Annotated in this window: 14 protein-coding genes; 8 read left to right on the top strand and 6 right to left on the bottom strand. The window is 75.1% G+C overall.

Annotated elements, in window-relative coordinates:
• The first annotated feature begins 16 nt into the window (after window positions 1–16).
• Window positions 17–1,771, top strand: a complete 1,755-nt coding sequence (locus tag ACWDD9_RS12490; protein WP_449811568.1) for a condensation domain-containing protein — start codon at window positions 17–19, stop codon at window positions 1,769–1,771.
• 29 nt (window positions 1,772–1,800) lie between these two features.
• On the opposite strand, the gene ACWDD9_RS12485 is transcribed toward ACWDD9_RS12490, so the two are convergent.
• Window positions 1,801–2,532, bottom strand: coding sequence for a hypothetical protein (locus tag ACWDD9_RS12485; RefSeq protein WP_449811567.1), 732 nt, complete (start codon window positions 2,530–2,532; stop codon window positions 1,801–1,803).
• On the bottom strand, window positions 2,529–3,179 hold the full coding sequence (locus tag ACWDD9_RS12480; RefSeq protein ID WP_449811566.1) for an RNA polymerase sigma factor: 651 nt from the start codon (window positions 3,177–3,179) through the stop codon (window positions 2,529–2,531). The genes ACWDD9_RS12485 and ACWDD9_RS12480 overlap by 4 nt, the downstream gene beginning before the upstream one ends.
• Before the next feature lie 235 nt (window positions 3,180–3,414).
• On the opposite strand from ACWDD9_RS12480, the gene ACWDD9_RS12475 reads away from it, so the two are divergent.
• Entirely contained in the window at window positions 3,415–4,218 is an 804-nt protein-coding gene (locus ACWDD9_RS12475) for an SAM-dependent methyltransferase (protein WP_449811565.1), read from the top strand.
• Window positions 4,219–4,247: 29 nt separating this feature from the next.
• Here the strand turns inward: ACWDD9_RS12475 and ACWDD9_RS12470 are convergent, their stop codons facing one another.
• Window positions 4,248–4,955 carry a DUF981 domain-containing protein gene (locus ACWDD9_RS12470; RefSeq protein ID WP_375873785.1) on the bottom strand — a complete coding sequence of 236 codons (708 nt, stop codon included), beginning with the start codon at window positions 4,953–4,955 and terminating at the stop codon, window positions 4,248–4,250.
• Window positions 4,956–5,149: 194 nt separating this feature from the next.
• On the opposite strand from ACWDD9_RS12470, the gene ACWDD9_RS12465 reads away from it, so the two are divergent.
• From ACWDD9_RS12465 to ACWDD9_RS12455, 3 genes are all read left to right on the top strand, one after another.
• On the top strand, window positions 5,150–6,037 hold the full coding sequence (locus tag ACWDD9_RS12465; protein WP_449811564.1) for a DMT family transporter: 888 nt from the start codon (window positions 5,150–5,152) through the stop codon (window positions 6,035–6,037).
• A 78-nt stretch (window positions 6,038–6,115) separates the two neighbouring features.
• The gene (locus tag ACWDD9_RS12460; protein WP_449811563.1) at window positions 6,116–6,967 is read left to right on the top strand and encodes an SDR family NAD(P)-dependent oxidoreductase; all 852 of its coding nucleotides are present in this window, start codon (window positions 6,116–6,118) and stop codon (window positions 6,965–6,967) included.
• 8 nt (window positions 6,968–6,975) lie between these two features.
• The gene (locus tag ACWDD9_RS12455; RefSeq protein WP_449811562.1) at window positions 6,976–7,731 is read left to right on the top strand and encodes a polysaccharide deacetylase family protein; all 756 of its coding nucleotides are present in this window, start codon (window positions 6,976–6,978) and stop codon (window positions 7,729–7,731) included.
• Between the two features lie 48 nt (window positions 7,732–7,779).
• Here the strand turns inward: ACWDD9_RS12455 and ACWDD9_RS12450 are convergent, their stop codons facing one another.
• From ACWDD9_RS12450 to ACWDD9_RS12440, 3 genes are read right to left on the bottom strand one after another with little or no spacing between them, the layout of a single operon-like run.
• The gene (locus tag ACWDD9_RS12450; protein ID WP_449811561.1) at window positions 7,780–8,871 is read right to left on the bottom strand and encodes an MGDG synthase family glycosyltransferase; all 1,092 of its coding nucleotides are present in this window, start codon (window positions 8,869–8,871) and stop codon (window positions 7,780–7,782) included.
• Between the two features lie 13 nt (window positions 8,872–8,884).
• On the bottom strand, window positions 8,885–9,829 hold the full coding sequence (locus ACWDD9_RS12445) for an NAD-dependent epimerase/dehydratase family protein (RefSeq protein WP_049658039.1): 945 nt from the start codon (window positions 9,827–9,829) through the stop codon (window positions 8,885–8,887).
• A 22-nt stretch (window positions 9,830–9,851) separates the two neighbouring features.
• Window positions 9,852–10,976, bottom strand: a complete 1,125-nt coding sequence (locus ACWDD9_RS12440) for a DegT/DnrJ/EryC1/StrS family aminotransferase (RefSeq protein ID WP_449811560.1) — start codon at window positions 10,974–10,976, stop codon at window positions 9,852–9,854.
• A gap of 380 nt (window positions 10,977–11,356) precedes the next feature.
• On the opposite strand from ACWDD9_RS12440, the gene ACWDD9_RS12435 reads away from it, so the two are divergent.
• The 3 genes from ACWDD9_RS12435 (at window position 11,357) to ACWDD9_RS12425 (ending at window position 15,867) form a co-directional block, all read left to right on the top strand.
• Complete coding sequence (locus ACWDD9_RS12435; RefSeq protein WP_049658035.1) at window positions 11,357–13,558, top strand: MMPL family transporter; 2,202 nt, start codon at window positions 11,357–11,359, stop codon at window positions 13,556–13,558.
• Between the two features lie 255 nt (window positions 13,559–13,813).
• The gene (locus ACWDD9_RS12430; protein WP_449811559.1) at window positions 13,814–15,193 is read left to right on the top strand and encodes a sensor histidine kinase; all 1,380 of its coding nucleotides are present in this window, start codon (window positions 13,814–13,816) and stop codon (window positions 15,191–15,193) included.
• Window positions 15,190–15,867, top strand: a complete 678-nt coding sequence (locus ACWDD9_RS12425; protein ID WP_117493012.1) for a response regulator transcription factor — start codon at window positions 15,190–15,192, stop codon at window positions 15,865–15,867. Before ACWDD9_RS12430 ends, ACWDD9_RS12425 begins: the two co-directional genes overlap by 4 nt.
• Window positions 15,868–15,870: the final 3 nt, after the last annotated feature.

The following is a 15,870-nucleotide window of genomic DNA, read 5'->3' as shown; positions in this document are numbered from 1 at the left end:
GAAAGGCGCGTACGACGTGACACCGCAGGACGCCCCACCGAACGATCCGACGTCACTCGGCGCGACACCGCGCGGCACGACAGCGACCCCCAGGCGGATCACCGTCCGGTACGCCGTCGAGGGCGGCGGCTCCGGCCCGCTCACCCGGGGCCAGGGCAACATGGTCCTCTGCATCCGGCGCGACCCGCCCGAGGGGATCAACAAGGACTCCGTCTGGCCGGTGCCCGACGGCGTCTCGGTCCCCGCCGGGCTGGTCGCCCTGCGCCTGCTGGTCGAACGCCACGAGTCGCTGCGGACCTCCTTCCCCGCGGGCCCCGGCCCGGACGGCTTCCCGGACCGCCAGGTGGTGCACCGGAACGGCCGGTTCGCCGTCACGGTGGTCGAGGCCGGCGGTCGGAGCGAGGCCGAACTGGACGTGCTGGCCGCCGAGTTGGGCCGGGCGGATGTCGCCGTCCCGGTGCCCCTCGACGCTCCGCCGCGGGTCCGGTTCACCATGCTCGCCGCGGGCGAGCGGCTGCTGCGGCTGGTCGCCGTGGTCTGCCACGCGGGTGCCGACGGCGCCGCCACCGCGGTGCTGATCCAGGACTGGCACGCCCTCGCCGCCGGGAAGGAGCTGCCGCCGGTCACCGCTCCGACCCCGCTGGAGGTCGCCGTCGCGGAGCAGAGCGCCCAGGGCCGCCGCAGGGCCGCGGCCGCGCTGCGGCACTGGGCCCGGGTCCTGACCGCCGGCCCGCAGGTCGTCTTCGCCGACGCGCGGATCACCGGCCCGCCCGGCGACCACAGCGCCCTGCTGGTCCGCTCGCGCACCGCCGCGGACCACCTCGCCGCCGTCTGCCGGCGCACCGGCGCCAGTCCGTCGGTCGTCCTGCTCGCCGCCTTCGCCGCGCTGGTCGCCCACCGCTCCGGCCGCCGCGAGCTGGTGTTCTCGGCGCTCTCCGCCAACCGCCAGCGCGCCGCCCTGATCGACCACGTGGGCACCCTCGCGCAGGACGCGCTGGTCCTGCTCGACACCGGCGCGGCCGACCTCGACCAGCTGATCGGCCGCGCCAAGTCCGCCTCGCTGAGCGCCTACTGGCACAGCACCCTGGACGCCCAGCAGGTCTGGCAGCTGGTGGACGACGCCGCCCACCTGCGCGGGGCCCGGTTCTCCCGCCAGGTGGTCGTCAACGACCTGAGCCTCACCATCCCGGCCGCCGTCGCCGACGCCCAGCCGCCCCCGGCCGTCGACCCCGAACTCACCGTCCTGCCCGCCCCGCCGCTGCCGGTCCGGCTGATGTTCACCATCCTGCGGATCACCGGCAGCCTCGACTTCGCCCTGATCGCCTGCCCCCAGGTGCTCGACCCCGAGGAGACCGAGGGCTTCGCCCGGGCCCTGCCGGCCGTGCTCGCGGCCGCCGCCGAGGGGCCGGTGCTGCTGTCCGACCTGCCCGCCGTGCTCGGCCCGCCGGGGGGTGGCCTTAGCGGCGAATGGCGGCTGGTCGACGGTGCCTGGATCGACCTCGCGGCCGTCCGCGAACTGCTGCGGACCGCCCTCGGGGAGCACCGACTCTCCGAGGAGGAGGGGAAGTTGGTGGTGGAACTGGCGACCGTTGACCCCTCGTTCGGCCCGGTCGAGGCCCACCGTGCGGTGGTCGCCGCCCTACCCGGACGCGACACGGCGATGGCGCCGCACCACTACGTCGTCCGGTACGCCGCTCCGGCGGGGGAGCGGACCGAGGCGGGCAGCGGGCGCGACCCGGCCGTCGCCGCCCGGCTGTCCGTGCTCACCTGAAGGGATGATCACGGCGGCCCCAACGGCGCTCACCCCCACGGGTCGTCGTGATCATCCACCGGGTCCCACGGAAGGTCCTCCCAGGAACAGGCGGAGGTCGCCCCCGAGGTGAGCCCCCAGGGGCTCGGCACCTCCTCCTCGCCGCCGTCCTGCACCGGCAGCCGGTCGATCACCGCGACGAGGGCGGGCGGCAGCTGCGGGGCCAGCCCGTGGTGCACCCGGGAGAGGATGTCGCGCCGCACGTCGTCCGGCAGCAGCGGCCGGTTCATCCGCAACGCCCGTGGCCCGGGCGGCCGTTCGGCCATGGCCAGCTGGTCCGACCAGGCCCGCCAGTAGTCGGCGTCGTCGGTCTCGCCGAGCATCAGGTGGTGCAGGTGCAGGCAGTACGCGGCCGTCCCGCTGCCGGAGCCGGCCGCGAAGCGCCACCAGAACTCGGCGCCCTCCTCCTTGCCGGTCGCGTACAGCAGCGCGCCGAACACCTCGGCCCCCTCCGGCTGGATCCGGCGCGCGTTCACCAGCAGGTCGAGTCCGTGCGAGGCGTCCGGCGCGCCCAGCACCAGGGCTACCACCAGGCCGAGTTCGAACGCCGCCTGCTCGTGCTCCGACGGCAGGTGCGCGGGCGCGGCCGTGAGCCGCGCCCGGCGCACGGCGGCGATCCGCTCCGCATGGGCGCGTTCGGGCCGCGGGACGCGGAACACCGTGCGCCCGCCGTCGGCCCGGCCCGGTCCGTCCGGGGCCCGGTCCTCCGGTGTCGCCGTCACAGCTCGCCGCCGCCGTCCGGGAGTTCGCCCACCCCGAGCCGTCGGGCCAGCCTCTCCCGGGCGTGCCGGAGGTTGGAGTGCACCGTCGCCACCGGCCGCCCCAGGTACGCCGCGATCACCTTGACGTGCAGGCCGAGCAGGTACCGCAGGATCACCACGTCCCGTTGCCGGTCCGGCAGTTCGAGGATCGCCGCGTACAGCCGCACCTCGTCCGCCTCGCTGTGCAGCAGCCCCTTCGCCACCTGCTTGAAGGCGCCGATCACCGCCGCGAAGGTGACCGCCTCCACCTCGACCGGCTCCTCGGAGGCCACCCAGTCCGCGACGTGCCGATTGGCCAACCGCCAGGCGTACGCGGCCGGTTCCTCGAACCGGAGCACCTGCGACCAGCAGCGGGCCAGGTCGGCCTTCACCGCCGAGACCACCAGCTCCGCGTCGGACTGGCTGCCTATCCGGGTCAGGGCCAGGGCGCGCCAGGCGGGTTCGTGGGTCTCGCAGAAGGCCGCGTAGGGGAGGCCCAGGCGAAGTTCGGGGTCGGAGCGGAGTCCGGGGTCGGTGTCGGCCGTCGGCTCCGCCACCGTCCCGCGGAGGTACGCCACGGCCGTTCCGCCCCGGTGCCTGCGCGTCGGGGCGCCCCTGTCGATCGTCATCGGGCCTGCTTTCCGTGGCCGCCGGCTGCGCACCGGGCCACCCGAGGGTCGGGCTGTCTGCGCCCATCCTCATTCCATCAGGCCTGTCACTCCAGGCTGCAATCCGAATACAGATTGTCATCTCATGGGAACCAGCGGTTGGTTGGAATGCCCGGAAGCTGTTCGGAACACGAGGGGCCGCGCCTATCGTGGGCGGGGAGGATCGATCGGGCACGGCATCGGGGGGAGAACACGGATGGGTCTCTACGACGGGGTGGACCTGCGGCTCAACGTTCCGCACTCGGCGCGGATGTACGACTACTTCCTCGGCGGGTTCACCAACTTCGCCGCCGACCGCGAGGCCGCCGGACACGCCCTCGCCGTCGCGCCCTGGCTGCGCGCCGCCGCCCGCGTCAACCGCTCCTTCATGCAGCGCTCGACCCGTGCCCTCGCCGAGCTCGGCTTCGACCAGTTCCTCGACATCGGCACCGGCATCCCCACCTCGCCCAACCTGCACGAGGTCGCCCAGGGCGTCCGGCCGGACGCCCGGGTGGTCTACGTAGACAACGACCCGATCGTGCTCTCGCACGCCCAGGCCCTGCTCACCGGCACCCCCGAGGGCCGCACCGCCTACGTCGAGGCCGACGCCACCGACCCGGCCCGGCTGCTCGCCGCCCCCGGACTGCGGGAGACCCTCGACCTGTCCCGGCCGGTCGCGCTCTCCCTCAACGCCCTGCTCCACTTCGTCCCCGACGCCCACGGCGCGTACGAGCTGGTCGAGCACCTCAAGTCCGCCCTCGTCCCGGGCAGCGCCCTGGTGATCACCCACGTCAGCCCCGAGTTCGCACCCGAGGACATCGCCACACTGACCCGGATCTACGAGGCGGCCGGCACCGCGGCCCAGGCCCGCACCCGGCTGCGGATCGCCCGCTTCTTCGACGGCTGGACCCTCCTGGAGCCGGGGCTCGTCCCCATCGCGCAGTGGCGGCCGTCCCCCGACGAGGCGCCCGTCGCCGCCGAGGAGGTCTCGCTGTACGCGGGGGTGGCCGTCCGGCCGTGACGGGGCGCCCCGGCCACACCCGCGGCCGGTCACATGGTGTTGACGATGAGCCCGATGTGGGTGAAGTAGTTCAGCCCGCCGAACGCCAGGAAGGCGAGGCCGGCCAGCCCCCACACGACGCCGATCACCGGGCTCATCCACCGCCGGGGGTCCCGCAGCGCGAAGGGGAAGAGCAGCGCCCCGATGCCGACCAGCACGTACAACCCGGACATGAAGCTCGCCTCCAGCCACGGCCAGTCCGAGAACTCCCCGGAGATCGGCTCCTCCGGCGGGGCGGCGAAGAGCGTGTACTTCCAGCCCGCGGCGGCGATGCCGAAGCAGGCCAGCCCCATGCCGAAGACGAACACCGAGATCGGCGCGGCCACCCGGACCGTCCGGTCGACGCCGTCCGCGGCGAGGAGCTCGCTGCCGCGCTTCCAGAGGTAGAAGGAGGCGGTCAGCAGGAAGACGCCGAACGCCAGGGCGGGTTCGCCGAAGATGACGTTGTCGAACGGGAACCCCTGCCCGGCCAGCGGCCAGGTCAGGGTCATGTGCAGGCCGGTGGTGACGAGCGTGAACCCGAGGGCCCCGAACGCCAGCGCCCAGCCCTCGAGCGTGGTGCTGCGCCCCTGGACGAGGAGTCGGCGCCCCAGGGCGACCACCAGCAGGAGTCCGGCGCCGGCGGCCACCGACATGATCGTGTTGTAGGTCGGCATCCTGGCCCAGTCGATCTTCAGACCGGATGCGGCGAGTGGCATGGCGTGCTGAATCATGGATCAGGGATGACGCGGCACCGTCCGCCGGCAAACCGCGCGCCGCCCGGGTCCACCCGGCGGGCCCAGCCGATCCCGTCCGACCCCGCGCCCGTCCCACCCGCTCCACCCGTGCGACCCCGTTCCCCCGGCCCCAGACTGGTGGTGGATCGACGCTGCCCCGGGAGGCTGGGAGAGGCATGCTGCTGGGACTCACCACCGCCTTGGTCGCGACCGTCTGCTTCGGCTTCGGGGCGGTCTTCCAGGCGCGCGGGGCGCGGTCGGCCCCGCGCGCCGACCGGGTCCGGGCGGGCCTGCTCGCCGCGCTGGCGCGGTCCTGGCAGTTCCTCCTCGGCACCCTGCTGGACATCGTCGGCTTCGCGCTGAGCATCGTCGCCCTGCGCACCCTCCCGCTCTTCCTCGTCCAGGCCGTCACCAACGCCAGCCTGGCCGTCACCGCCCTGGCCGCCGTCTGGCTGCTGGGCGCGCGGCTGCGCCGCGGCGACCTCGCGGGCATCCTCGCCGTGGTCGTCGGCCTGACCCTGCTGGCGCTCGGCTCCGGCCGGGAGGGCCGTGACCACGCCGCGCCCGCCTTCCACTGGGCGCTGCTCGCCACCACCGCCGTCCTGCTGCTCGCCACCCTGGTCCTGGTGCGGCGGGAGGGCAACGCGGCCGCGGCCGGCCTGGGACTGCTGGCCGGGGCCGGCTTCGGCGTGACCAGCCTGGCCGTACGGGTACTGGACGCCTCCGGCCCGGTCGCCGTGCTCACCGACCCGGCCGCCTACGCCCTCGCCGTCGGCGGCCTCGGCGGCTACCTCGCCTACGCCCTGGCCCTGCAGCGCGGCACGGTGACGGCCGCGACCGCCGCCGGGACGGTGACCGAGACCTTCGGCCCGGCGCTGGTCGGCGTGACGGTGCTCGGGGACGCCGCGCGCCCCGGGTTCGAGTGGTGCGCGCTGACGGGCTTCGCGGTGGCGGTGGGCGGCACCTTCGTGCTCTCCCGCTTCGGGGAGCCCGAGGGCGGGTCCACGGAGCCGTCCGCCCCGCACCGGGACGCCGAGGCGGAGCCCGCCGTACCGCCCCGGTAGCCCGGACGGCTCCGCCGTGCGAAGGTGACTTGCCGGACAAAACGGACGGCTAGGCGGTCACAGAGCGGCAGGTGCCCGATGGCGGAGGAGCCCCACTCCCGACCCCGGCGGTCGGACCCGAAGGACGTCACCGACCCCGCGGCTCCCGTGGACCGGAAGGCCCTGAAGCCCCCGCCGGACCCGGCCGGCCGCCCCGTCGCGCTGATCACCGGCGCCTCCTCCGGGATCGGCCGCGCCACCGCCACCCGCCTGGCCGACGCCGGCTGGCTCACCCTGCTCTCCGGCACCGACCGCGCCCGCCTCGACGAACTCGCCGACCGCACCGGCGGCCGCGCCCTGCCCGAGGACCTGAGCAAGCCGGACGGCCCGGCCCGCCTCGCCGAGGCCGCCCTGGCCGACACCGGCCGGGTGGACGCCCTGGTCGCGAGCGCCGGCCTGGGCTGGCGCGGCCCGTACGCGCAGACGCCCTCCGACATCCTGGACCGGATGATCGAGGTCAACCTCGCCGCCCCGCTGCGCCTGGTCCGCCTGCTGCTGCCCGGCATGCTGGAGCGCCGCCGCGGTCGGATCGTGCTGCTCGGCTCGATCGTCGGCCAGGTCGGCTCGCGGGAGGAGTCCGGCTACGCGGCCACCAAGGGCGCGCTGACGATGTTCGCCGAGAGCCTCTGGTACGAGCTGCGCGGCACGGGCGTCGGGGTACGCCTGGTGCTCCCCGGCGCGGTGGACACCCCGTTCTTCGAGCGGCGCGGCACCCCGTACGAGCGCGACTGGCCGAGGCTGGTCCCGGCGGACCGGGTCGCGGACGCGGTGGTGGCGACCATCACCACCGAACGCGACCGCCTCTACGTCCCGCACTGGCTCGGCTTCCCGTCCCGCCTCCACGGGGTGGCACCGGGCGTGTTCCGCCGGATGGCCGCGCGCTTCGAGTGAGCGCCGCCGTGCACCGGACGGGCACCGCCGCCGTCGCCGCCACTGCCCTCGCCGTCGGCGCGGAGTTCCTGCACCTCGCCCCGGCCGCCGTCCGCCTGCCGCCACTGCGCCGCACCCTGGCCCGCCGCACCGCCGGCGAAGGCGCCGCGCCCGGCCACGTCGCCCTGACCTTCGACGACGGCCCCGATCCGGCCAGCACCCCGTACGTCCTCGACGCGCTGGACGAACTCGGCGCCCGCGCCACCTTCTTCCTGCTCGGCGCGATGCTGGAGCGCGCCCCCGGGCTCGGCCGCGAGCTGGTGCTGCGCGGCCACGAGGTGGCCGTCCACGGCTGGCACCACCGGCAGCAGTGGTACCCGGCCCCCGCCCGCGACCTGCGCGAACTGCGCCGCGCCAGCGAGGCCGTGACCGAACTCTGCGGCGCCCGCCCGCGCTGGTACCGCCCGCCGTACGGCGTCCTGACCGCCGGCCCGGCCCTGGCCGCCCGCCGGCTCGGCCTGCGCAGCGTGCTGTGGACGGCCTGGGGCCGCGACTGGACGGCGGAGGCCACCGGCGAGTCCGTCTACGCGACCGCCCGCCCCGGCCTCACCGGCGGCGCCACCCTCCTACTGCACGACTCCGACTGCACCTCCGCCCCCGGCTCCTGGCGCGCCACCCTCGCCGCCCTCCCACTGATCGCCGCCCACTGCCGCACCCACCGCCTCACCCTCGGCCCCCTCCGCGACCACCGGGTGCCGTCGGGCGCGGGGAACCGTCCGGGGTGACGGACGCACCGGCCGCCACCCGCGTGCCGCACCACGTCCCCCGCGCGGCTAGCCCAGCCCCACCCGTCGCAGCGCCGCCCCGAACCCGGCCTGCCAGGCCTCCGGTGTGGCGCCGGCGGACGGTGGGGGCTCGGGGCGGCCGAGGGCGGCCAGGGCGTTGCGGACCACCTCGGCGGGGCGGGCGGTGGCGACGTCGGCGTGGCCGAGCTCCAGCTCGTGCTGGAGGTTGTCGCGCCCGTGCCCCTGCACCACGTCGAGGAGCAGCAGCCGCCGGCCCAGCGCCCGGGCCTCGCTGCAGGTGTCGCCCGAGCTGGTGACCACCAGGTCGGCGGCGGCCATCAGCGCGGGGACGCGGTCGGTGTAGCCGAAGGGGTGCAGCCGGGGCTCCCGGCGTGCGGCGGTCCGCAGCCGGCGCTCCAGCTCCCGGTTGCGCCCGGCCACCGCGAGTACGTGCGGCCCGGCGGCGGCCAGCGAGGCGGCGGTGCGGGCGAGCGGGCCGAGCCCCCAGGAGCCCGACATCAGCAGCACGCAGGCGGCGCCCGCCGGCACGCCCAACTCGGCGCGCGCCACGGCCCGTTCGGGCGGCCGGTAGAACGGCTGCCGCAGCGGCGCCGGCACGACGGCGACGTCGGCGTCCGGCCGGTACCGCCGCACCGCGCACGCCGCGACCTCCGAGGTGACCAGGAACAGGTCCGTCCCCTCCTGCACCCAGAGCCGGTGCGGTGTCACGTCGGTGCAGAACACGAAGTGCCGGAACTCCCGCTCCGGGGCCTGCCGCAGCAGCCGGTTGACCGCGGAGGTCGCGGTGGCGAACACCGAGACCACCAGCTGCGGCCGCTGCGCCGCGATCAGCTCCCGCAGCGCCGGGACCAGCCGGGCGCGGGCCGCCGCGTCGGCGAGCAGGGCGAGCCGGGCGCCCGGCCGCAGCGCCGAGAAGTGGAAGGCGTCGTACACCCCGGGCAGGTCGAGCAGCCGGCGGAACACCGCCTCCCCGGCCGCGCCGGAGCGCTGCCCGAGCAGGGCCATGGCGTCGACCGTGCCGGTGGTCCAGCCGCGTTCCCGCAGGGTGTCCGCGCAGGCCTGCGCCATCACGTCGTGGCCCTGCCCGAGCGAGCCGGAGACCAGCAGGGCGTGCGGCATCGGGCGGCCCCCGTCAGGCGCCGGCGGCCGAGCCGACGGCGGCCCGGTACCAGTCCGCGTACTGCCGCACGCCGGCGGTGAAGTTGGTGCTCGGCGACCAGCCCAGCAGCCGCTTCGCCTGCGCTGAGGAGATCCGCCGCCCCGCGTAGTCGGCCTTCCGCCCGTCGATGTGCTCGATGGTGACGGGCCCCAGCAGGGCGTCCACGGTGTCGGCGATGTCCCGCACCGAGACGGCCGCCGAGCCCTCCAACGCGAAGGTCTGGTCCTCGGCGGCGGGGGAGAGGGCCCGGACGTGGGCGTCGGCGAGGTCCTCGACGTAGACGAAGTTGCGGCTCTGCCGGCCGTCCCCGGCGATGGTGATCGGCCGACCGGTCAGCGCGGCCTGGACGAACCGGGCGACGACCAGCTCGTCCCGCATCCGGGGGCCGTACGGGATGCCGTAGCGCAGGATGGTGAAGTGCTGCCCGTAGAGCTCGCGGTAGCTGTGCACCAGCATCTCGGCGGCGAGCTTGGTGGCCACGTACAGATGGCCGCTGTGCTCCAGCTCGATCGGCACGTGCTCGTCCAGCTCCTGTTCGCCGCCGTCGATCTGTCCGTCGGTGAGGGCGGCTCCGTAGACCCAGACGGTGCTCGCCAGCACGGTCCGGCTCAGGCCGCTGCGCCGGGCGGCCTCCAGGACGGCCTCGGTGCCGTCGATGTTGGTCCGCACCGCGCGGACGGGGTCGGCGGAGACCTGCTCGACGTCGGCCATGGCGGCCAGGTGGTAGACCACCTCGCTGCCGGCCAGCGCCGCGGTGAGGGCCCCGAGGTCGAGGATGTCGAGCCGCGCGTGCTCGGCGTCCGGGTTGAGGTACTTGTCGGTGGTGTCCACCGCGAGGACGTCGTGGCCGGCCGCGATCAGGTGGTCCACGACGTGTGAACCGATGAACCCGCAGCCTCCGGTGACGGCTATCCGCACGATCCTGCTCCCTTCGCTCCGGCTACCCGGCCAGGCGCCGGTACACCGCGGAGACGGCGTCGACCACCTGCTCCGTCTCGTCCTCGGTCATGTCGGAGTGCACCGGCAGGCAGACCTGCCGGGCGCAGACGTCCTCGGCCACCGGCAGCGGCCCGCGCCGGTACGGGGCGAGCACCGGCTGGAGGTGCAGCGGCAGGTCGTAGACCTCGCCGGACAGCCGCACCCCGTGCTCCTCGGCCACCGCCCGTTTGAACTCCGCGCGGTCCACCCCGGGCGGCAGCAGCGCCACGTACTTGTAGTAGTTGCCCCGGCAGCCGGGCGGTTCGAGCACCGGGTCGAGGCCGTCCAGCTCGGCCAGCGCCGCGTCGTAGCGGCGGGCGACGGCCCGGCGGGTCTCGATGAACTCCTTCAGCCGGCGCAGGTGCACCGCCCCGATCGCGGCGTGCGGCTCGCTCATCCGCCAGGAGTAGCCGAGCTTCACGTGGTGGTTGGTGGTGAAGGAGCCCTTGCCCTGGTCGCGGTAGATCCGGGCCTCGTCGCGCAGCTCCGGCGACTCGGTGAGGATCATCCCGCCCTCGCCGCTGGTGGTGACCTTGGTCGGGTAGAAGGAGAAGGCCCCGGCCAGGCCGAAGGTCCCGGCGGCGCGCCCGTCGAAGCTGCTGCCGTGGGCGTGCGCGGCGTCCTCGACCAGCGGGATACCGCGCCGGTCGCACAGCGCCCGCACCGCGGTGACCTGCGGGCCGACCAGCCCGCCGATGTGCACCAGGACGACGGCGGCGGTGTCCGGGGTGAGCGCCGCCTCCAGGGTCTCGGGGGAGAGCGCGAGGGTGGCCGGGTCGACGTCGGCGAAGACCGGACGCCCGCCCGCGTGCACCACCGCGCCGGCGGTCGCGTAGAAGGTGACGGCGGGGACGACCACGTCGCGGCCCCGGACGTCGATGCCGCGCAGGATCACCTCCAGCGCCGCCGTGCCGCTGCTCACCGCGACGGCGTGCGAGGCGCCGTGCTCGGTGGCGAAGGCCTGCTCGAAGCGCTCGGTCCACGGACCGAGGGTCAGCGCGCCGGTGGTGAGCATCTCGGTCACCGCTTCGGCGACGGCCGCACGGTCGCTCTCGTCGAACACGATGCGGGCGGCTGGAACGCCCATGGGGCACCTCCGGCGGCGGGCTGCGAAAGCAGCACCGATCGGGTCGGATCCTCCCGAACCGCACGTCAGCGGACGGGTCAGGCACATCACGCTACTTCGCCCACCGGCCCGCGGCCCGCCGCCGCGGACCGCACGGGTGACCGGATCTGCTTCCGCCGCAGGTCCAGGGGCTGCTTCCGGGGTAGGACGCGCCCTCCTCCGTACGGGGGAGGGCACTACTGCGTCCGCAGTACGCAAACGGCCTGCGCAGGGACGACGACGGAGTAGGGGTCGGCGATCAAGGATTGGTCATGCTGCGGCGGACCGCGTCCACCAGGACGTCCGGCCGGCCGCGGCACCTCCCGATCCCGAGAACCGCATCCGAAGGAGTCCGCTCTCCCGTGGCCACGTTCCTCTACCGTCTGGGCCGATGGACCTTCGTCCGGCGCCGGCTGGTGACCTTCCTCTGGGTCGCCGTGCTGGCGGCCGTCGGAGTCCTCGCGGCCAAGGCGCCCGCCGCACCCGACGACGGCTTCGCGATGCCCGGCACGGAGGCGCAGAAGGCCTTCGACCTGATGAACGAGCGCTTCCCCGGCGGCCACGCCGACGGGGCCTCGGCACGCCTGGTGTTCGTCGCCCCCTCCGGCCAGAAGATCACCGCCGCGCCGAACCAGCAGGCCGTCGAGCGCACGGTCGGCGAGCTCGCCGGCTCCGAGCAGGTCACCAGCGCGGTGGACCCGTTCAAGATGAAGGGCGCCGTCTCCGCGGACGGCACCACCGCCTACGCCACGGTGAGCTACTCCGCCAAGGCCGGCGAGGTCTCCAAGACCGCCACCGACACCCTCGAGCAGGCCGCCCAGCACGGGCGGGACGCCGGCCTCAAGGTCGAGATCGGCGGCACCGCGCTGATGGCCAAGCCCGACGCGGGCGGCAGCAGCGAGGCGATCGGCATGGCGCTGTCCGCCGTCGTCCTGGTGATCACCTTCGGCTCGCTGCTCGCGGCCGGCCTGCCGCTGCTCACCGCCGTCATCGGCGTCGGCCTCGGCATGGCGCTGATCACCGCGCTCGGCAGCACGCTCGGGCTCTCCACCACCACCGGCACGCTCGCGATGATGCTCGGCCTCGCGGTCGGCATCGACTACGCGGTGTTCATCGTCTCCCGCTACCGCGCCGAGCTCGCCGAGGGCCGGACGCCCCAGGAGGCGGCGGGCCGGGCGGTCGGCACGGCCGGGTCCGCGGTGGTCTTCGCGGGCCTCACCGTGGTGATCGCGCTCGCCGGCCTCTCCGTGGTCGGCATCCCGATCCTGGCCAAGATGGGCATGGCCGCCGCCGGGACGGTCGTCATAGCCGTGCTGGTCGCGCTCACCCTGGTGCCCGCGCTGCTCGGCTTCCTCGGCCGCAAGGTGCTGCCGCGCAAGGCCCGCAAGGCCCGCGGTGCGGCGGCCCCGGGCGCGAAGGAGAACGGCGGTGCCCGCTGGGCCCGCTTCATCCTGCGCCGCCCGCTCGCGGTGCTGCTCGGCGGCGTGATCGGCCTCGGGGTGCTCGCCGCCCCGGCGCTCGACCTGCGGCTCGGCCTGCCGGGGGACGAGTCCAAGCCCACCTCCACCACCCAGCGCCGCGCGTACGACCTGCTCTCCGAGGGCTTCGGCCCCGGCTTCAACGGCCCGCTGACGGTCATGGTGGACGCCAAGGGCGTCGCCGACCCGAAGGCCGCCGCCGACGAGGTCGCCAAGAAGGTCTCGGGTCTGCCCGGGGTCATCGCGGTGACCCCGCCGATGTTCAACCAGGCGGGCGACACGGCCCTGCTCAACGCCGTCCCGGCGACCGGCCCGAGCGAGGCCGAGACCAAGGACATCGTGCACGCCATCCGCCACGACGCGGCCGGCCTGAAGACGGCCACCGGGGCGACGGTCCTGGTCAGCGGCACCACGGCGATGAACATCGACGTGTCGCAGAAGATGTCCGACGCGCTGGTGCCCTATCTCGCCGTGGTCGTCGGCCTCGCCGTCATCCTGCTGATGATCGTCTTCCGCTCGCTCCTCGTCCCGCTGAAGGCGGCGCTCGGCTTCCTGCTGTCGGTGGTCGCCGCGCTCGGCGCCGTGGTCGCGGTCTTCCAGTGGGGCTGGCTGGCCAACCTGATCGGCGTGGAGCAGACCGGCCCGGTGATGAGCATGATGCCGATCTTCATGATCGGTGTGGTCTTCGGCCTCGCCATGGACTACGAGGTGTTCCTGGTCACCCGCATCCGCGAGGGCTTCGTCCACGGCGAGGAGCCCGGTGAGGCGATCGTCACCGGATTCCGGCACAACGCCCGGGTGGTCACCGCCGCCGCGTTCATCATGATCGCCGTCTTCGCGGGCTTCATCGGGATGAGCGAGCCGATGATCAAGATGATGGGCCTGGGCCTCGCCGCGGCCGTCGCCTTCGACGCCTTCATCGTCCGGATGACCATCGTCCCGGCTGTCCTCGCCCTGCTCGGCCGCCGCGCCTGGTGGCTGCCGCGCTGGCTCGACCGCCTGATACCGGACGTGGACGTCGAGGGCAGCAAGCTCGTGACCGCCGCCCCGGAGCCGGCCCCGGCCCGGGAGTCCGTCACCGTCTAGGGCGCTGCCGCCCGGCCCGGTCCCGCCATCGCGCGGGCCCGGGCCGGGCACCGCCCCTCGGCCCGACCCCGCGCGGCCCGATCCCGTACGGCTCGGACAGCGGTTCGAACCCCAACCGTTACCGTTGCTGTCGGGGACCGCCGTACGTCCGGAGCCCCCGACCCCGCCCGCCGCTCCCACCGGGAGCGGCGCGGCACGAACTGGCGATGCCCGGGCGCGGGCGCGGCCAGCGTCCCCCGACCGGAGAGCACGAGCATGAGCGACATCTGGCAGCGCCTGCGCCGCGACCATCCCCGGTTGCTCGACGCGGCAGGCGGCGCGGGCGTGATCACGGTCACCGGCCTCGGTGCCACCATCGACCAGAACGGCGGCCACTTCACCCCGTTCGCCGCGCCCACCTTCGCCATCGCGCTGTTCTCCGCCGTCACCGTGCTCGCCCACCGCCGCCACCCGCGCGCGGTGGTCGCCGTCACGCTGCTCTGCACGATGGCGCTCGCCATGGTCAGCCCCCGGCTCACCCCGACCGTGGCCACGCCGCTGCTGCTCGCCCTCTACTTCCTCGCCATCCGCACCGACCGTGCCACCGCGCTGCGCGCCTCGGTCGTCACCGCCGTCCTGCTCACCGGGATCACCCTGCTGCTCGGCCCCGGCGGGCCGATCAGCGAACGGCTCGGCGTGCTCGCCTGGGCCCTGCTGCCCGGCGCCCTCGGCGACTCCATCCGCAACCGCCGCGCCCACCTCGCGGCCATCGAGGAGCGCGCCGAACGCGCCGAGCGCACCCGCGAGGAGGAGGCCCGCCGGCGGGTCGCCGACGAGCGGATCAGGATCGCCCGCGACCTCCACGACGTCGTCGCCCACCACATAGCCCTCGCCAACGCCCAGGCCGCCATCGCCGTCCACCTCATGGACAACCACCCCGTCCAGGCCCGGGAGGTGCTCAGCCACATCACCGACGCCACCGGCTCGGCCCTCCAGGAACTGCGCGCCACCGTCGGCCTGCTGCGCCGCGCCGAGGACCGCGCCCCGCTCGAACCCGCCCCCGGCCTCGACCGGCTGCCCGAACTGATCAACACCTTCGAGCGGGCCGGTCTGCCGATCCGGCTCTCCGTCGAGGGCGAGGCCCGCCCGCTGTCGCCCGGCGTGGACCTCACCGCATTCCGGATCGTCCAGGAGTCGCTCACCAACGTGGCCAAGCACGCCCACGGCGCCGACGCCGAGATCACCCTCGCCTACAGCGGCAGCCGGGTCGCGGTCAGCGTCGCCAACGGCCGCCCGACCGCGACCGGCCGCCGCCGCGCGGTGCCGCTGCCCCAGCACCCGCCGAGCGAGGGCGGCTTCGGCCTGATCGGCATGCGTGAGCGGGCCGGGGCGGTGGGCGGCCGGCTCAGTGCCGACCGGCGGCCCGACGGGGGCTTCCTGGTCACCGCCGAACTGCCGCTGCGCACCGGCGCCCGCGACGACGGCCCCGAGTCCGCGGTCGCCCTCACCGCCGCCGACGTCGCCCGGGCCGCCAGGGCCGCGCGCGCCGCCCCTACCGGTCGCCCGGCACAAGCCGATCGCCCGACACCAGCCGAAGGACAGGACGGCGCCGCCCGAGCGGACGGCGCGGTCCGAGAGGAGAGGGACCACGCATGACCATCCGGGTACTGCTCGCCGACGACCAGGCCCTGCTGCGCGGCGCCTTCCGGCTGCTGATCGACGCGGAGGAGGACATGGAGGTGGTCGGCGAGGCCGCCGACGGCCGGGAGGCCGTCGAACTCGCCCGGGCCACCAGGCCCGACGTCGTACTGATGGACATCCGGATGCCCGGCACCGACGGCCTCGGCGCCACCGCCGAGATCTGCGGTGACGAGGCGCTGTCCGGCACCCGGGTGCTCATCCTCACCACCTTCGAGATCGACGAGTACGTGGCCCAGGCGCTGCGCGCGGGCGCCGGCGGGTTCCTCGGCAAGGGCGCCGACCCGAAGGAGCTGCTCGCCGCCGTCCGCACCGTCGCGGCGGGCGAGGCACTGCTCTCGCCCGCCGCCACCCGGGCCGTGATCGACCAGTTCCTGGCCCAGCCCGAGCCGGCCTCCGCCGTTTCCACGAGCGAGCGGCTGTCCGTCCTCACCGCCCGCGAGCGCGAGGTGATGTCGATGGCCGCCACCGGCCTCACCAACGAGGAGATCGCCGAGCGGATGTTCGTCAGCCCCTTCACCGTCCGCACCCACGTCCACCGGGCGATGTCCAAGCTCGACGCCCGCGACCGCGCCCAGCTCGTCGCCATCGCCTACCAGACCGGCCTGGTCCCGCCCGGCCGCCCGAACTGAGGC

It is taken from the genome of Kitasatospora sp. NPDC001119 (genome assembly GCF_053598475.1).
The sequence above is the reverse complement of the archived record's forward strand: the minus strand, read 5'-3'. Positions and strand labels throughout refer to the sequence as shown.